General features: G+C 42.4%; 13 protein-coding genes. 11 read left to right on the plus strand and 2 right to left on the minus strand.

Features of this window, described 5'->3' with window-relative positions:
* Positions 1-105: 105 nt before the first annotated feature.
* The gene (locus IEY40_RS13995; RefSeq protein WP_188957223.1) at positions 106-4,659 is read right to left on the minus strand and encodes an ATP-binding protein; all 4,554 of its coding nucleotides are present in this window, start codon (positions 4,657-4,659) and stop codon (positions 106-108) included.
* A gap of 128 nt (positions 4,660-4,787) precedes the next feature.
* Here IEY40_RS13995 and IEY40_RS14000 point away from each other — a divergent pair, with 128 nt between their 5' ends.
* The 11 genes from IEY40_RS14000 (at position 4,788) to IEY40_RS14050 (ending at position 16,379) form a co-directional block, all read left to right on the plus strand.
* Positions 4,788-5,699 (plus strand): LysR family transcriptional regulator, encoded by a 912-nt coding sequence (locus tag IEY40_RS14000; protein ID WP_188957225.1) that lies wholly within the window; start codon positions 4,788-4,790, stop codon positions 5,697-5,699.
* Positions 5,700-5,937: 238 nt separating this feature from the next.
* Positions 5,938-7,122, plus strand: a complete 1,185-nt coding sequence (locus tag IEY40_RS14005) for a PA0049 C-terminal domain-containing protein (RefSeq protein ID WP_188957226.1) — start codon at positions 5,938-5,940, stop codon at positions 7,120-7,122.
* 68 nt (positions 7,123-7,190) lie between these two features.
* Positions 7,191-7,781 carry a SprT family zinc-dependent metalloprotease gene (locus IEY40_RS14010; RefSeq protein WP_188957228.1) on the plus strand — a complete coding sequence of 197 codons (591 nt, stop codon included), beginning with the start codon at positions 7,191-7,193 and terminating at the stop codon, positions 7,779-7,781.
* Positions 7,782-7,947: 166 nt separating this feature from the next.
* Entirely contained in the window at positions 7,948-8,646 is a 699-nt protein-coding gene (locus IEY40_RS14015) for an endonuclease (RefSeq protein ID WP_188957230.1), read from the plus strand.
* 50 nt (positions 8,647-8,696) lie between these two features.
* Positions 8,697-9,437 carry a 16S rRNA (uracil(1498)-N(3))-methyltransferase gene (gene rsmE, locus IEY40_RS14020; RefSeq protein ID WP_188957232.1) on the plus strand — a complete coding sequence of 247 codons (741 nt, stop codon included), beginning with the start codon at positions 8,697-8,699 and terminating at the stop codon, positions 9,435-9,437.
* 42 nt (positions 9,438-9,479) lie between these two features.
* Positions 9,480-10,427, plus strand: a complete 948-nt coding sequence (gene gshB / locus IEY40_RS14025; protein WP_188957234.1) for a glutathione synthase — start codon at positions 9,480-9,482, stop codon at positions 10,425-10,427.
* 106 nt (positions 10,428-10,533) lie between these two features.
* Positions 10,534-11,814, plus strand: coding sequence for an alkaline phosphatase (locus IEY40_RS14030; RefSeq protein WP_229777120.1), 1,281 nt, complete (start codon positions 10,534-10,536; stop codon positions 11,812-11,814).
* Between the two features lie 72 nt (positions 11,815-11,886).
* Positions 11,887-12,924, plus strand: coding sequence for a methyltransferase (locus IEY40_RS14035; protein WP_188957236.1), 1,038 nt, complete (start codon positions 11,887-11,889; stop codon positions 12,922-12,924).
* 140 nt (positions 12,925-13,064) lie between these two features.
* Entirely contained in the window at positions 13,065-14,732 is a 1,668-nt protein-coding gene (locus IEY40_RS14040; RefSeq protein ID WP_188957237.1) for a flagellar assembly protein A, read from the plus strand.
* 34 nt (positions 14,733-14,766) lie between these two features.
* Complete coding sequence (locus IEY40_RS14045; RefSeq protein WP_188957238.1) at positions 14,767-15,141, plus strand: DUF4144 family protein; 375 nt, start codon at positions 14,767-14,769, stop codon at positions 15,139-15,141.
* Positions 15,142-15,230: 89 nt separating this feature from the next.
* Positions 15,231-16,379, plus strand: a complete 1,149-nt coding sequence (locus IEY40_RS14050; RefSeq protein ID WP_188957239.1) for a site-2 protease family protein — start codon at positions 15,231-15,233, stop codon at positions 16,377-16,379.
* A 106-nt stretch (positions 16,380-16,485) separates the two neighbouring features.
* Here IEY40_RS14050 and IEY40_RS14055 read toward each other — a convergent pair whose 3' ends face one another.
* Positions 16,486-17,595 (minus strand): succinylglutamate desuccinylase/aspartoacylase family protein, encoded by a 1,110-nt coding sequence (locus tag IEY40_RS14055; RefSeq protein ID WP_188957241.1) that lies wholly within the window; start codon positions 17,593-17,595, stop codon positions 16,486-16,488.
* Positions 17,596-17,598 lie beyond the last annotated feature (3 nt).

Raw genomic sequence — 17,598 nt, forward strand, 5'->3', positions numbered from 1 at the left:
AAAAATCAGTTTATATTGAGTAGAGTGTAGTATAAACAACCAAAAGTATGACAAAAAAATACCCGCCAACTGGCGGGTATATTATTCAACGTTCAAACGTTTGATTTATGCCTCTACGGGCGATATCACAAACAGTAAGTCACCTTGCGAGACTTGTTGACCATTGCTATTGAGGATACGCTCAATACGGTATTTTTGATCTTCAGGATATAGCACACCTGTTTGACGATTAAAGCCAGCTAACGTCACCTGAGAGAACATCTTCATTGCTTCCATTAGCGCTAAATTTTGCTCTACAGTGACAATATCGCCTTCTTTAACGAAGTCTGCTTCACCTGGCGCTGGAGAGGTATAGAAAATACCTGCACCTTGTGCCAAAACTTTAAGCTCGTTACTTTCGCCAACACGTAAAGATTCAGTATCAACGGGCATCGCTTCAGCTGCTGCTTCCATTTCAGCAATTAATGCAGGAATGTCTAATTCAGCCATTAAACGTGGCAAGTAGTTCGTGTCATACACACCTTCATTGAAAGTAGGATCTTTAAGGATCAGCTTTAACAACGGTATGTTAGTCGCAATGCCTTTAATCACGACACTGTCTAAGTAGGCGTACATTTTAGCTACGACATCGGCACGATCTTTACCACGAATGATAATTTGGGCAATTAAGCTGTCGTAATATGGCGACACCTCTTTACCAGCTTCAGCAATAGAGATAATTTCGACATCGTCACGTTGTGGTATAACGCACTCAGTGATTTTACCTGGATTAGGGATCAACTGCAGAATACCATGGCTATCTAACGCCGCTTTTTCTGCTGTGACACGCACTTCCATTGCATAACCTTGCTCAACAGGCTCTAGCTTCTCAATTGAACGACCGGCGGCGATATCGAACTGCGCACTCACAATATCGATACCAGAGGTCGCTTCGGTTACTGGATGCTCAACCTGCAGACGTGTGTTCATTTCCATGAAGTACACTTCATTTGCATCAAGGTTGTAAATAAACTCAACAGTACCCGCGCCCATGTAATCGGTGGCATCACCTAAGGCACGAGTGTATTCCATCACACGTTGCTTAAGCTCTTCAGGTAACATTGTAGAGCCAGATTCTTCAATCACTTTCTGGTTGTTACGCTGTACTGAACAATCACGAATACCCAACACTTTGGTATTGCCAAACTTGTCACGCAGTAACTGTACTTCAATGTGGCGTAATGAGGTGACATATTTCTCTAAATACAGGTCGCCATTACCAAATGCTGCAGCAGCTTCTGTTGCGGTTTTTTGGAATAAACCAATCATGTCTTCAGAGCGCTTAACGACCTGAATACCTTTACCGCCACCACCTTGTACCGCTTTAAGCAGCACAGGATAACCGATTTCAGACGCAACGTTTACCGCTTGCTCTGCATTGGTCAAAATACCGTGACTACCAGGCACTACCGGCACATTGTGCGCCTGTGATGTATGGATCGCGTTAGACTTGTTACCCATAGTCGTCATTGAATGCACGCTAGGACCAACAAAGTTTACGCCGTTATTCACACATAAAGCAGCAAACTGCGGGCTTTCTGATAAGAAACCAATACCTGGATGTAATGCGTCTACATCTTCATATTCAGCGACTTTCAATACTGAATAAGCATTAAGGTAACTTTCGTCTGATGTATTACCACCAATACAAACCAGTTTATCATTTTCTTTCAGCATATCTGCTGGCACAGAAGTCATGTCAGGGTCCGACGCAACTAACACAACATTAATATTGTTGTCGTGTGCTTTGCGGATAAGTTTCACCGCCGTACAACCACGCGCATGCACTAAGACTTTAGCGATTGGCTTCATCAAAGCACGCGGATCGTCTTGCACAATCTCTTCTTCTACTTCAGCCACTTCTGGCACAAGTGAAGATAAGGCTTTGCTGATCACGTCTTCAATTTTAGCGGTTGGCAATGGCATTAATGGATCAATACCCGATAACTGCGCATCTAATGTTTCACAGAACGGATTATGTACCAATCCAGTCATCGCACCCGGTACTTTAGATAAGTAGTTAGATAGCGTTGCTGTCGACGGTAAATAAGCCGGAACAACCATTTGACCCGCAAACGGCATGTTGGTACCAGACAAGTAGTAGGTTTGCACTAACGGGTGAGTCACAAAACTCGCCTGCGCACCACCAGTACAGTCGCCAAAACCAAACATTAATACTGGCAATTCATTATCACGAATAAAGCGAGTAATACGGTCGTTTACCACAGCCATAGAGAATAGCGCCGCAGCACCTTCTTTAGTTTGCATACCACCTGAACTGATAAAACAAATTACTGGTAACTTGCGCTTCGCACATTCAATTAATAATGCGCTGAACTTCTCAGCACTGGCCATATCAAATGCACCGGCTTGGAATGCAGTATTTGATACAGCAACACCAACACGTAATTTAGTGCCGTTGTTATTAAAGTCAGCTAAACCGGTAATTAGACCACAAGGACGGATCTTTTTATCAATAGCGTCTTCAATCGATAAACGGAAACCAGGGAAGTTAAGCAAGTTAGCTGACATTTTGTCTGCATCAACTTCATCAAACTTAGTAAAGAACTGTTTGATGACGTTTTCCCAGCCCATCTTGCCTTGCTTTTTCTCTTCACGAAGCACTTTTTGAATCAGTAAGTCTTGGTAACCCATGGTTAAGCGGTTCCAGAAATCCTTACGGCGACCAATACGCACAGGGTTAATTGTGCCGGTATATTTGTCGTGATCTTCTTCGCTGTCGAAATACTCAGGTAATAAGCGTTCAAAAAAGTAAGTCAAAATAACGAATAATGAATCGTTTAACTGTGGAAAACCAACGCTCTTCCACTGCTCTACCCGTGTAAGTAATTCAGCACGGTTAGATTGATCCATAAAGTATTTAAGCCACTTATAGAACTTGTTTTTATCGTTAGCTTTGTCGTTAGTTGATAGTGCATTGTCGATAGACTTGTGTAACAGCTTATCTACAGATTCGCGTGACAAACTTTTCGACATCATCGCTTCTTTCGAAATCGATGCTAAACTGCCTACAACGTTGTCATATAACGCGTTAAAAATAAGTACGTTATGACACTGCCAAATAAAGTCTTCACGCAACTCATCATTCACCACGATATCCAGTACCGTCAGTTGATTCAGCTCAGGCCATGGGGCTTGAGTAGTCGACTTTGGTAACGACTCTAAATGCTTAATTAACCCATTGAAGTTATTGGCTGCATTGCTCTTCCAGCGGTGATATAAAGACCAACCAATGTTAAATAACAATGCTTTACGTGCTTTTTTGTAGTTCTCTTTTGGTTCACCCAAAATAAAACGTGTAATCATGTTACGTTCAGTTGAAATCTCACCACGCTTGGTACTAAAAGTAGACCAAAGTTTATTAAGCTCTTCGTCGTAAACCAGTTTGTCAGGATTAGTTAACCATGCCTGGAATACACGCTCTTGCTCTTGCTTAATACGTGCTAACAAGTCACCTTCAGGCACGCTCACTTTAGATAAACGACCATACTGCTCTTGAGAAATGGATTGAATACGGCTACGCAGCGTCAAATAACGCAAGTAACGATATGCACTACCAAAAATGTTGTGATACATGGTCGGGTCACTGGCGACCGACAAACCAGTATTATTCTCTAACGTCAGTAGATTTTTAGACGGCGTTAAGAAACGCTGTAAACTACGATCGTAATGCTCTTTTAAATCACTAGAGTCGCGCACAAAGTTTATTGCAGCACGTTCAACGGCTTCAATTGAGCTAATAATGGCACGGCGTAAGTTATGCTGACGTTCGTCTTTATCAGACGGAGAGAAATCAACAATACCGTCAATACAACCTGAGCTATATAACTCTTCTGGAGACACACCTACAGACTTGGCACACTCTTGCCAAGACAAGTTGTATTTACGTGCAATGCTTTGTAAACCTTGCGGCTGAATAGTATTGAAAATACCATCGCGAACCGACAATAAAATGTTAGCCGCGGCTAATGGAATCGCACCACCAGAATAACCCGCACCAATCACAATACCGACAGTTGGAACATCAACATTGGCACTTTCTGCAATCGCTTTAGAAATAGAATGCGCCTGGTTTTGGCTGTTAGCTATTTCACCAGCATCAGCACCCGGTGTATCAATTAAGTACACAATAGGCATCGATAACTGAGCAAAATGACGAATCGCTTTACACGCTGCTAGGTGATGTTCAGGCATCCACGCGCCATTGGCAGTTGTCCGCTCTTGAGCGATAAAACCAATTCGGCGAGTACGAGTACCAAAGTTAAGTTCCACTTCTGCACGGTAAAACGGACCCGCGTGACTTTCGGCAATGATTTTGCCTTTTAAGTCTGCGATCATTCGTTTCGCCCCAGGGCGGTTTTTATCAAGTGTTGGTTGGATTACTTTCGTCACGTAACCGTCAACATCTAAAGACGCTAAGCTTTTTAAATTAGCTTGAATTGCGTCTTCATTTAATAGTCCTTTCACTTCCTCAGATAAACTCTGCTTGTTATGAGCAGGAAATAATGAAAAGTCTTTAGCCAAGTGTTCAGCTTGTAAAAAAAGTGGGTCAGCCGATAGTGCTTGAGTCTTGTTAGCGGGCTGCTTTTTGCTGGTCATCCTTAGATCCTCTGCTTATATAGCCTCTGAAATTTTTTATAGCTCGTAAATATAACTTTGTTAGTAGGTAAATTACCATATAAACTACCTTGGACGCTTTGTTCCATAAATGAGACAGTGAGACTAAAATGCCCGATTTGAACGGTATGATGCTGTTTGCAGCGGTAGTAAGAGCCAAAGGGTTCTCCCAAGCAGCACGAGACATCGGACAACCTAAATCAACAATAAGTCGTAAAGTGGCCCAATTAGAAGAGCAACTTGGTGTGCGTTTGTTGCAACGCGACACCCGAAATTTAAGCCTAACTCAAGTTGGTGCACTTTTTTTTCAGCATTGTGATTCGATTAGTCACGAGATTGAAGCGGCCAAAGCGATTATTGAGAATACCCATACGGATATTTCAGGATCATTACGCATCGCTATTCCTGTGTCATTTTCACAAGATGTGATTGGTCATTTATGCTCGAGCTTTATGCGACTTTATCCCAACATTGAACTCGATATTCAGTTTACCGATAACGATGTCGGCTTAGTGGGTGAAGGTTACGACATTGCAATTAAATATGGTCCATTACAGTCATCCGATTTAGTAGCCAGATTATTATTTGAACGCCAACCTATTCTTGTTGCCAGTCCAGGCTACATTAAAAAACATAACAGCCCGGCAACGCCGCAAGAGCTTGCTCAACATAATGGCATACTCCTTGGCACGACATTATCTGCCCCCATTTGGCCACTTGGCAAAGGCAATCGAAAAATGATGGCCACGTTTAAACGTAAAGTGCGGGTAAACAGTGCCAGTATGGTAAAGCGATTAGCACTCGATGATTATGGCATTGCGATGTTATCGAACACCAGTTGTAAGCAAGAGTTAGCCTCTGGCAGCCTGGTACCTATTTTACAAGAATGGCCAATGGAGTCGTTTAAAGTGTACGGGGTGTATTCAAGTCGGCGACAACTCGCCAGTAACATTAGTGCCTTTTTAGACTTTTTCACTAAACGTTATACCAGCCAAGAATCGTTGCATTCTATGATGGGATAATATTTCGTTGACAGTGCAGTGGGTATGTTAATAATTAACAATGCAGATAAGAACAATGCTCAACAATAACGATTTTTTGACCGTAACTGATAACAAGATAATGAAATACTCTCACTATTCACGTTAATAACTTCATTGTTGTTAAATCAACACCATTACTATGCTACAACTGTTATTTAGCCTCTGTAATAGTTAATTATCCCCAAATAAGGCCATGTAGAGTCCTTAAGGAATCGTAATGATTAAGTGCAACCCCTTATATGTATTAAGTTCGTTGGCATTACTCACTTTGTCTAATACCGCCATTGCAGGCCAACTGCCAAAAAACATTGAAGAGATGCGGGTATCTAAAGCGGGTCAAACGCTGCCGCAAGTGGTAAACCGCTACCAGGCCATTAACGAGACACTTGAGGTCAAATTACAGCAAGCTACCGACGAACTATCAGTCACAGAAATGGCCGCCCAACAGGGTCATCGTTTATGGCAACAAGCTGTGCGTGATGTACAATCAGGCCATAATGACGACCGATCTTTGTACTGGAGCCGCTTAGGTATGCGCAACACGCTTAAGCAAGATAAGGCTGGGTTTAACATCGTTGATTGGCAACGCGAAATTTTAGTCAACGCGGTTGAGAAGTCATCGCGTGGATTTAGTGATATTGAATTCGATCCTAATACTCACATTAATATTTTGGTTACTGGATTCGATCCATTTTTTTTAGACCGCAATATTGGCCAAAGTAACCCATCGGGATTAGCGGCACTGGCCTTAGACGGTTATCGTTTTAACGTTAATGGCAAAATGGCACAAATTGAAACGGTCATGATACCCGTTAGGTTCAGCGATTTTGATAACGGTATTATCGAATCCTTACTGACCCCGTTTTACCGTAAAAATAGTTTAGATATGTTATTTACCATTAGTATGGGCCGCGACAACTTTGACATTGAGCGTTTTCCAGGCCGTAACCGAAGTGCTGATGCTCCAGATAATCTAAACGTATTAACAGGCGCTAGCCATCGCAATCCTAAAGCACCACTATTTAATGGCGGCACGTCAAATGATGGTAAATTAAATGGGCCTGAATTTGTGCAGTTTTCATTACCTGTTGAATTGATGCAAGCAGTTAAAGGCCGTTGGTCAGTTAACGATAACCACCAAATTAGAACTATATCTCGAGGTCAATTTTCAGCGGCATCCTTAGCAGAATTACAAAATGAAATTTCAGTAGAAGGTTCTGGTGGCGGATATTTATCGAATGAAATATCATATCGCAGTATTTTATTGCGCGATCAATTTAACTTGAACTTGCCTGTGGGTCACATTCATACTCCACGAGTAAAGGGCTATGATGCCCAAATTGAAGACGAGATTGTTGAGCAAATCAAAGCAATGATAACTGCTGCTGCAACGTCTTTATAACAGTAACCGTTAATAGCGAATGCGTGATAGCTTGAGCAACAAAACGGCTCAAGCTTTGAAATGAGAACATGCTTAAAAATATATTTAATCTTGCATTACGAGCTCGAACCACTCTGGATAAAGCAAGCGTCAGCTCCGCCTCAAACCAGCGCACAGCAGACTTTAGTGCAAGCCATGCAAAGTCTGCTTTACAGCTGCAAATATTAGCCAAAGTTGAAAGCGATTATCAGCTTGCAGAAAACTATTTTAAACGAGTATTCCCTCGCCCTGTAGTACAGTTTTCTTTGCGAGGAAAAAGCGCGGGCACCGCCCACTTACAAACAAACCGATTACGCTTTAACCCAGTACTATTGACAGAAAACCCACACGTTTTTTTGAGTGAAGTCGTGCCACACGAAATAAGCCATTTATTGTGCTATCAACTTTTTGGCCGCGTAAAACCCCATGGTAAAGAATGGCAAAGCATAATGACGGCCACCTTTAAAGTACCGCCAAAAACCACCCACCAACTGAATGTCCAATCTGTCAGTGGACAACAGTTCGACTATTTTTGCGGTTGTGGCAACACCACGTTATCAATAAGACGCCATAACAGAGTGCAACGTGGACAGACACAATATCGCTGTCGTCGCTGCAAGCAAACACTTCAACGTATCTGACACAACTCAGTCTCATAACCCCATAAAATATTATCAATTGCGTCATCGCATCCTATGCCTTACCATCTGCGCAAAATGACGGATTAACTCCGCGAACATTGTATTTTCAGTTTACTTTTTAGGGTTTATTTTGCGCTTATCTTATTATCACTCTTGGTTTTTCGGGGTGTCGCTTTTATGCGGCATTTTTTCAACAAATATCAATGCTGCTGAGCACCCTAGTAGCTTTAGACAAGCTAAAACAATTGCAAAAAAAATCTATCAGCAACTGCCGCTCAGTACCTTCTATTGCGGCTGCGATATCACTATTAGCGGTAAACTTTGGCAAGCAGATCACCCAAGTTGCGGCTATCAAGTTCGTAAGCAGATTATCCGCGCAAATAGAATTGAATGGGAGCATGTTGTTCCTGCATGGGAATTTGGCCACCAACTACAATGCTGGCAAGATGGCGGTCGTAAAAATTGTGGTAAGAACAATGACCAATTTAAAAAAATGGAAGCCGATTTACATAATCTAGTGCCGGCCATCGGCGAGGTAAACGGCGACCGCAGTAATTATCGTTTCAGTGATTGGAATGGAAAACCTGATCAATATGGTCAATGTGCAATGATTGTCGACTTTAAAGGTCGTAAAGTGCAACCGCCTGCACGAGCACGCGGCTCAATTGCACGCACTTATCTTTATATGCAACAAACATATGGCTTGCAAATCAGTAGTAGTCAGAAAAAACTGTTTAATGCATGGGACAAAATGCAGCCAGTTACGGCAACAGAATGCCTACGTGATAGCTTAATCGCTGCTCGCCAAGGTAATCATAATGATTTTGTATTCAAACAATGCCAAAATAACGGCTTGATCCGTTAATTTAATATCTAACTATTATTTGAGCTACTAATTATATAAGGTTGCCACTGATGAGAGTTCCACGCATTTACCAGCCCATAGACAATCTACAGCAAGGGCAAACCGTTCAATTAGATGACGACGGTGTCGCCCATATTGGTCGCGTATTGCGTATGGGGAATGGTGATAACATCAGTTTATTTAATGGCGACGGTAATGACTATTTAGCTGAAATTACCGATGTTAGTAAGAAATCAATTACTGTTACGGTCTTAAGTAATACGGCAAATAATAGTGAATCACCGTTAGACTTACATTTAGGCCAAGTTATTTCTCGTGGCGATCGCATGGAATTCACCGTGCAAAAGTCGGTAGAGCTTGGCGTGACAACAATTACGCCTCTATTTTCAGATCGCTGTGGCGTCAAACTCAACGGTGAACGTTTAGAGAAAAAGCTGCAACAGTGGCAAAAGATTGTCATCAGTGCCTGTGAACAGTCTGGCAGAAGTGTAGTGCCTCTTGTCCGTCCGGCAATGACATTAGCTCAATGGTGTGAAGAACAAACCAGTGCGGTAAAACTCAATTTACATCCTAGAGCGTCTCACGGTATAAATGGCTTGCAATTAAATGCTGATAATCACAAAGTTAGACTGTTAATTGGCCCTGAGGGTGGTTTGTCAGATGAAGAAATCGCAATGACAGAAACCCATCATTTTACTGATATTTTGCTTGGCCCAAGAGTGCTTCGCACCGAAACGGCATCGCTAACAGCAATTACCGCACTACAAGTTAAATTTGGCGATATTGGCTAATACTCAGTTGATATTATCTCCCCATATAGTAAGGAAATATCCATGATTAAGCTCGGCATTGTAATGGACCCAATCAGCGACATTAACATCAAAAAAGACTCAAGTTTTGCGATGTTGTTAGCCGCACAGTCACGTGGTTATCAATTGTTTTATATGGAAATGCACGATTTAGCTATGGTTAACGGCAAAGCCATGGCAAATATGCGTCCATTATCGGTTAAGCAAGACGCAAATGACTGGTTTACTTTAGGTGAAGCTGTAGACACGCCATTAGCTGACCTTGATGTTGTGTTGATGCGTAAAGATCCGCCGTTTGATACCGAATTTATTTATGCCACTTATATGCTAGAGCGCGCAGAAGAAGAAGGCGTATTAATCGTTAACAAGCCACAGAGTTTACGCGATGCAAACGAAAAACTGTTCACTGCATGGTTTTCAGAATTTACCCCAGAAACCATTGTCACCCGCGATGCTAAAAGGATCCGTGCATTTCATCAACTCAAACAGGACATTATTCTTAAGCCATTAGACGGTATGGGCGGCACGTCTATTTTCCGCGTGAAAAAAGACGATCCAAACGTTGGGGTGATTATTGAAACCTTAACCAGTTATGGTCAGCAATACGCTATGGCTCAGGCATTTATTCCAGAAATCACCCAAGGTGACAAACGCATTTTAGTGGTAGATGGTGAGCCTGTACCCTTCGCTTTAGCCCGTATCCCGATGAAAGGCGAAACTCGCGGTAATTTGGCTGCAGGTGGCAGTGGGGTTGCACAACCATTATCTGAAAGTGACTGGAAAATTGCCCGCGCAATCGGCCCTGAACTCAAAAAACGCGGCCTGATTTTTGTTGGTTTAGACGTTATTGGCGACAAACTCACAGAAATTAACGTGACCAGCCCAACGTGCATAAAAGAAATTGAAGCAGCATTTGATGTCGATATTACTGGCATGTTAATGGATGCTATTGAAGCGCGTATAAACTCTTAACACATTAGGACTAATCATGGATTTTTTAGCGACGTGTAAACGCTCAATTAGCTGCTTATTGTTGATACCATACCTTTGTGCGCCAAGCGTAATGGCTAATGATGAAATGATAAGTCCTGCAGCAGTTTCGGGATCAGCAAATAGCAACGTACCCACAGCAGGACCCGCTAGACCCAAAAACATTATCATCATGATTGGTGATGGTATGGGCCCTGCTTACACCACAGCTTACCGTTATTATAACGATAACCCAGAAACAGAAGAGATCGAACAGACTGTTTTTGATCGCCTACTCGTGGGCATGTCGAGCACCTACCCAGCATCTGTCAGTGGTTACGTTACCGACTCCGCAGCCTCGGCAACCGCATTATCGACAGGCTTTAAAAGCTACAATGGTGCAATCAGCGTCGATGTTGAAAAACGTCCATTACCCACATTAATGGAAAAAGCCAAAGCCCTTGGCTTAGCCACTGGCGTTGCGGTTACCTCTCAAGTTAACCATGCAACACCGGCTGCATTTTTAGCGCACAATGAGAGCAGAAATAACTACATAGACATAGCGCAGGCATATATAAACACGGATGCCGATGTCATTTTAGGCGGAGGTCAACAATACTTCCCGCCTTCATTATTGACGCAATTTACAGACAAAGGTTACCAGCACATAACTGAGTTTTCACAACTTGAAACGATTACAACACCAAAGGTATTAGGATTATTTGCTGATGTGCAATTACCTTGGGCTATTAATGACAAGCAGGGCCATAAACTCAGTAAAATGACCCAAAAAGCTATCGATTTATTGTCGCAAAACCAGCAGGGGTTTGTGTTATTAGTTGAAGGAAGCTTAATCGATTGGGCTGGCCACAGTAACGACATTGCAACCGCAATGGGTGAAATGGACGAGTTTGCAGCTGCCATCGAAGTTGTTGAGCAGTTTGTTCGTGAAAGTAAAGATACATTAGTGGTGATTACAGCCGACCATAATACCGGTGGGTTATCTGTTGGGGCTAATGATAAATACGAATGGAACCCAGTAGTACTGCATAACGTTAATGCCAGCCCAGATGACATCGCCACTCGAGCGATCGCTGATGAACAATGGCAAGAGGTTATTGCCAGCTTGATTGGTTTTACCCCTTCGGACGCGGAATATACCGCACTAGAAAATGCACGCATGCAAGGCAACGAACCACTCACAATTGCATTACGTAAATTAATCGATGTGCGCTCAAACACAGGCTGGACAAGCGGCGGGCATACAGCCGTTGACGTACAAGTGTTTTCAGCAGGCCCAGGAGCAAGACTTTTTGGTGGTCATCAAGACAACATAGACATAGCCAATAAAGTGTTTAGTTTATTACCCGAGTCAGTAACTAAACCATAACCGTTCGAAACAGCCTTTTACGATATCAGTAAAAGGCTGTTAATCATTTAATCTCTACCATGAGTAATTCAAGTGCTAACAAATCCGTCTCAAGCATTAATTCGCAACAGTGAACTATTTCAGCAACATAAAGTATTAATACTTAATTATGAAGCAGATACTTTTGCGAGCCAATGCCTAGAGTCTGCGAGCAATGTCACCGCATTAGCATTCGATTTTAATCACCATCAAACACTGCGTCCTTACGCCAATAATACTCTGCAGTGTTACTTTGGCCACCAACTTCCCGATGACTTGCTAACAGAAAAGTACGACAGTGTGATTATCTACTTCCCTAAAGCCAAGCCATTGATGGGTTACTTGCTGCAACTAGCTGCCCAGCATTTAGTAATAGACGGTTTACTGGTGATTGTGGGCGAAAACAAAGGGGGAATTAAGTCTATCGCTAAATTAACCCCTGACTATTTTTCAACGCCAATAAAGCAAGATAATGCACGCCACTGTTTACTCTATACGTGTTATTTAACAAGAGTTGCACCGCCATTATTATTGAATGATTGGTTTAGCCAATACGCTCTCGACACGCCGCAAGGGCAACTGCAAATTTGTAATCTAGTTGGCGTATTTAGTGAGAAACGACTTGATCAAGGCACAGAATTATTACTGTCACATTTGCCCGAGAATCTACAAGGTAGAGTGTTAGACTTTGGCTGTGGTGCTGGGGTAATAAGCGCGGCATTACTTAAAGCAAACCCGCAGTTATCTATTGAATGTATTGATATAAATGCAATGGCGCTCGAGTCTTGCCGGCTCACTCTTGCAGCAAACAATATGCAGGCAAATATATACCCATCTGATGGGTTTAATCAAATCAATGGCCAGTTTAATGGCATCATATCTAACCCACCATTTCATGATGGGTTAACCAGTACGACCGACATCGCCACTCAATTTGTTAAACATAGCGCCAGCAGCTTAGCGCCTAAAGGCATTTGGCAAATAGTTGCTAATCGGCACTTGCCATATTCAGATACAATTGCTACCTATTTTGGAAATGTGAATGTATTAGCTGAAAATAATAAGTATAAGCTGTATTTTCATCAGCGTTAATGCGGGGTTACTGCTGGAAATGGACTTCAATATCAGCTAAATTGATTCAAAGGCAAAATGACGCACATTTTTAGAACATTTTCACTGCTATTCTATTGCCTTCGTTTTAATACCAAATAAAAATAAAAACAAAGGATGTTATGTTAGAGCCCTCAGTAATAGCGCTAAGCGCAGACAAATCAAAAGCAGAACTCCGCGTAGTTCCCAATACTCATGGGCCAGTGTCGGCAGAAGATATTCACACTTTACTAACCCAGCCCAGCTTTGCCATGTTATTTCCCATTGAATCTGCAATTAATAAAGCCATGACTGAAGTCAACGCATTATGTGGTCAAAAGCCTGGCGATCATGAGTTATTTTTTGCAATCGCCGAACGTAAAGACGGCTCTGTCAACATAACCGTTAGCGACGATAAAATGCAGGCCAGCATGAAGATCACCTCGGCATGGGGCGGTAAGGATATGGCGCTCCCAGATATCCTTAATATGCTGAAAAGTAAAAAAATTAAAATGGGTTTGAGCAAGCCAAAAATCATGGCATTAATGCAACGCTTATCAATTTTACCACCAGGTGAAAGTTGTGAGGGAGTCATTGCTTGTGGAAAAGCGGCAATAAATGGTGAAAATGCAGTCATCACCAGAAAGGTCGCGTTAGCGCGCGAGCGCTTATTACAACCCCAAGAGCGTGAAGACGGCTCAGTTGATATGCGCAATTTAGGGGCGTTAATTACCGTAAAACCCAATGACCTATTAATGGTAAAAGTTCCAGCAACGCTTGGTACACCCGGTTTTAATGTTCACGGAGATATACTGCAACAAGTCCCCGGCAAAGATAAACCGATGGAGCCAGGTACAGGCACTAGTTTACACCCTAAAGATCCTAATAAGCTGATTGCAACCTTGTCAGGACAACCTGTTGAAAACCGCAAAGGCATGCAAGTAGACGACATGTTGCAAATTAAAGATGTTGACGTACGTTTTGGGCACGTTAATTTTAAAGGCAGTATCCTTATTACCGGTGACGTGCACGAAGGAATGGAAGTCAAAGCCAGTGGCGATGTGACTGTCATGGGTTTTGTTGATTCTGCCAGTATTGAAGCACATGGTGATGTGATTATTAGTAAAGGCGTCATTGGTCGTTTAATTAAAGACCAGGAACTCAGTACTAGCATCAAAGCACAAGGACAAATTTGTGCTCAATTTGTGCAATATTCCCGCCTTGAAGCTCAAGGGAGTATTTTAATTACCAAACAATTACTTCATAGCCATACCACTTCTGGCGATAGCATTACGGTAAGCGATGCTCAGTCAAGACGCGGCGATATAGTTGGTGGCACCGCCACAGCGGCAAAAGGCATTAGAGCCATTGCTTTTGGCGCGACGGCAGGGACTAAAACAGAACTATTCTGCGCGATGCATCAAGGGGAATTAAAGCAGCAACTTAAAGACTTAGACGATAGTATCAAAGGCATGGTTGTCGCAGGTTTAGAACTCGAAGCTCGCTTACGTAAATTACCACCAAAAACTGAATGGCAAAATGATGCTGGTATGATTGAGCAGGTTAAGATGATGCTCGACCAAAAAAATCAAATGGCTGCGGAACGTATTAAAGAAGAAGTGGAGTTCACTCAACACCAAAGCGAAGTTGAGGGCTATTTTGACAATTACTTTATTAAAGCGGAAAAGCACATTTTTACTAACGTCGAAATCCATATAGGCACTGCATTTAATCGTACTCATCGCGAACATGGTCCATGTGTAGTCAAAAACGTTAATCAAGAAGTGTCGTTCGATTACAGTAACCGCTAACCTGAACAACACTCATTAATGAGACCGACAACTTATGCAGCAAATACATTGGCCAGCTATTTTAAAGTTCGATCAAGATGATGAGCTCATGTACTTAGCTAATCATCAAGATTGGCTAAGTTTTATTTGCGCCAACCAATATACCGTTTGTTTACAAGACGCATTAATAGACAGCAGCGGCCACGTTTATCTTATCGAAAAGCCACTCGCTGAACACACGTCAATCGACACAAATGTGGCACAACTGCCAAACCTTGTTAAGCAACCTCAACCCATAAATATATTGCAAATGTTGCCTTTAGTGCGTCAATTTGGTCAATTTCAGGGACATTGTTGCAGCTCAAAAATCGTTTTCACCACAATTGAGCAAGGCATTGCTACTGTTGCTCAATTAGAACAGCTTTATTAGACAATAAAATCCCCTTGCCCATTGAGCATCAAACAACGCTCTGGCAAAATGCCCGCATACTCACCGTCTATAAGCTCTGAGAATCCTTAATGGAATTACTTAATATTGAATGTCTTGGTAAACGTTTGCGCCTAGAAGGGTCTATTGCAGGTTGGCAGCAGTTATATTGGGACAATCAACTGGTATCACAAAAGTCAGCTAACGCGAGCGATCAAGCTTTTCACATTCACTCGTTTGAACTTACCCAACAATTTGCTCAACCCGCAAACCCGGCTGATGAACAAAATGGCAGTCTCAATGATAATATTGCCACTCACACTAAAGCGATTCCTGTGCGCCTAGAGATAGACGTCAACTGGCAACCGTTCCAGCTTGACTATTGCTTGCTGGTTGATGAAGAACAAATCACTCAAGGCAAACGCAGTGTCACTGACATTGAAAAACAAACGCCAGAAGTCCCTGTCGCTAAAACGCAAAAAATCAGTATCGTCGGCTTAGCCTCTTTAGGATTTAAACTCCTTAAAAGCGCTAAAGTGATTAAAGTGTTGTTTGCGGGTGCCAGTGTGGCGGCATACTCTTGGCTGTTCTCACTAGAGTTTGCATTAGCACTTATCGGTTGTTTAGTGTTTCACGAATACGGCCATATTCGTGCAATGAAACACTTTGGCATGAAAACAAAAGGCATTTATCTGATTCCTTTTGTCGGAGGGCTTGCCCTCAGCGACGAACGAATTAACACTCGCTGGCAAGATGTGTATATCTCTATTATGGGGCCGACATTTGGACTGATATTATCCATCATTAGTTTAGGTCTGTACTGGATTACCGGTAATGTATTTTTTGCTGGGCTTGCAAGCTTTAACGCCCTACTTAACTTATTTAATTTATTGCCGATTTTGCCACTCGATGGCGGCCATATTCTAAAGAGTATCAGCTTTTCGATGAACAGCATGGTCGGCCTAATAGCGTGTATTTTAGGTGCCGCTGCGGGGGTATTTATCAGTTATAGCCTAGGCCTTGCTCTATTAGGCTTTTTACTGTTAATCGGTAGTGTTGAAATTGTATTTGAGTGGCGTGGCAGACATCAAAGCCACTTATTACCCCTCGACCGTTATGGGCAAATATTTTCAACCGTGTGGTATCTGTTAACGGTAGCAAGTTTAGTGGGTATTATTTGGTACTTTGCAAGTTCTGGTGATGACATGCTATCTATTCCGCTGCAAATCCTTGGCAGTTAGTTTTTGATATTTTCCTAGTGATATTTAACTAGTAGAAGTCATCTGCATTCAGTCACACATAAAAAAACGCCTGCAAAAGCAGGCGTTTTTATGGGTGAATCCATAATTATAAAGTAAACACATTAGTCATCACTTTATACAGCTCAGTGCCTTGATGAACAGATGCTGAAGCAAAATGCAAAATAGGTACGCAATCCATAGGCAAACTAATCACTTGATGTGCATCATCTGTACCATATAAATCCATGCGTAAAATATTCACTAACGGCTCACCGGCAATAAGCGGTTGTCCCACAGCGGCACAATATTCAATTAGCCCCGCTTTAGGTGCGTGAAACTTCTTGTAGTCTTTTAAGTAACAACCAAAGCGCGCCATATTAGCAGGCTCTACTTTTTCACGGACCACGCCACGATGACTTAAATACGCCAAAATACCATTGGCGTCATCCAGTGCATCAGCTAAATCAATACGCTCTTGGCTAGCCAGTTCTAACGTAAACGCAGAGACGGGTACCTCAAAGTCACGTCCTTGTTGAGCCGCAAAATCAGTTAACTGCCACCATGGACAAAATGCAGCTTCATCCATCGCACCACCAAAACTATTGGGAATAACCAAAGTGTAGGGAATAGAGAAAAACCTTGCTGCGTCAATATCATATTCAGGACAATATAAATGTTTGCAAGACTTAGGCCCAGTATGTAAATCCAACACAATATCCGCCTGATGCGCCATAGACTGCAAGCTTACCGCAAGCCTGTGGCCAGTGGTAATCCCAAAAGGCAGCGTCAACCTTGCTTGGCACGACTCAACCAACATCTCTCGATAAGCATCAAATAACGCGGCATTACTTAAGTGTTGGTGCTTTGCATACCAAGCGGTTAAATCCACTTTATGGTCAAAGTATTCACGATTCCAATTCACCCCAGTGATAGGATCAAATCGACCTAAAGTAAACTCACCACTTTTTTGATTAATGCCCAACGGATTAGCCAGAGGTGCCAGCTTGATGTTTCCTAGTACGTCATAGCCTTCAAGTAAGGTCATCAGTTGATAAATCACTGCGTTACCTTGCACTTCTGCGCCGTGTACATTGGCCTGAATGTACACGCTAGGCGCAGACGCGTTAGAGCCTATAAAATCATAAAGTGGTATGGTGAGAGCTTGCCCTGTGGCAAGCTCTCCAACTTGAATATTCGACTGTTTTACCTGGCTCATCAA

Source organism: Shewanella ulleungensis, from assembly GCF_014648315.1.
In the GTDB taxonomy this organism is placed as follows: Bacteria; Pseudomonadota; Gammaproteobacteria; order Enterobacterales; family Shewanellaceae; genus Shewanella; species Shewanella ulleungensis.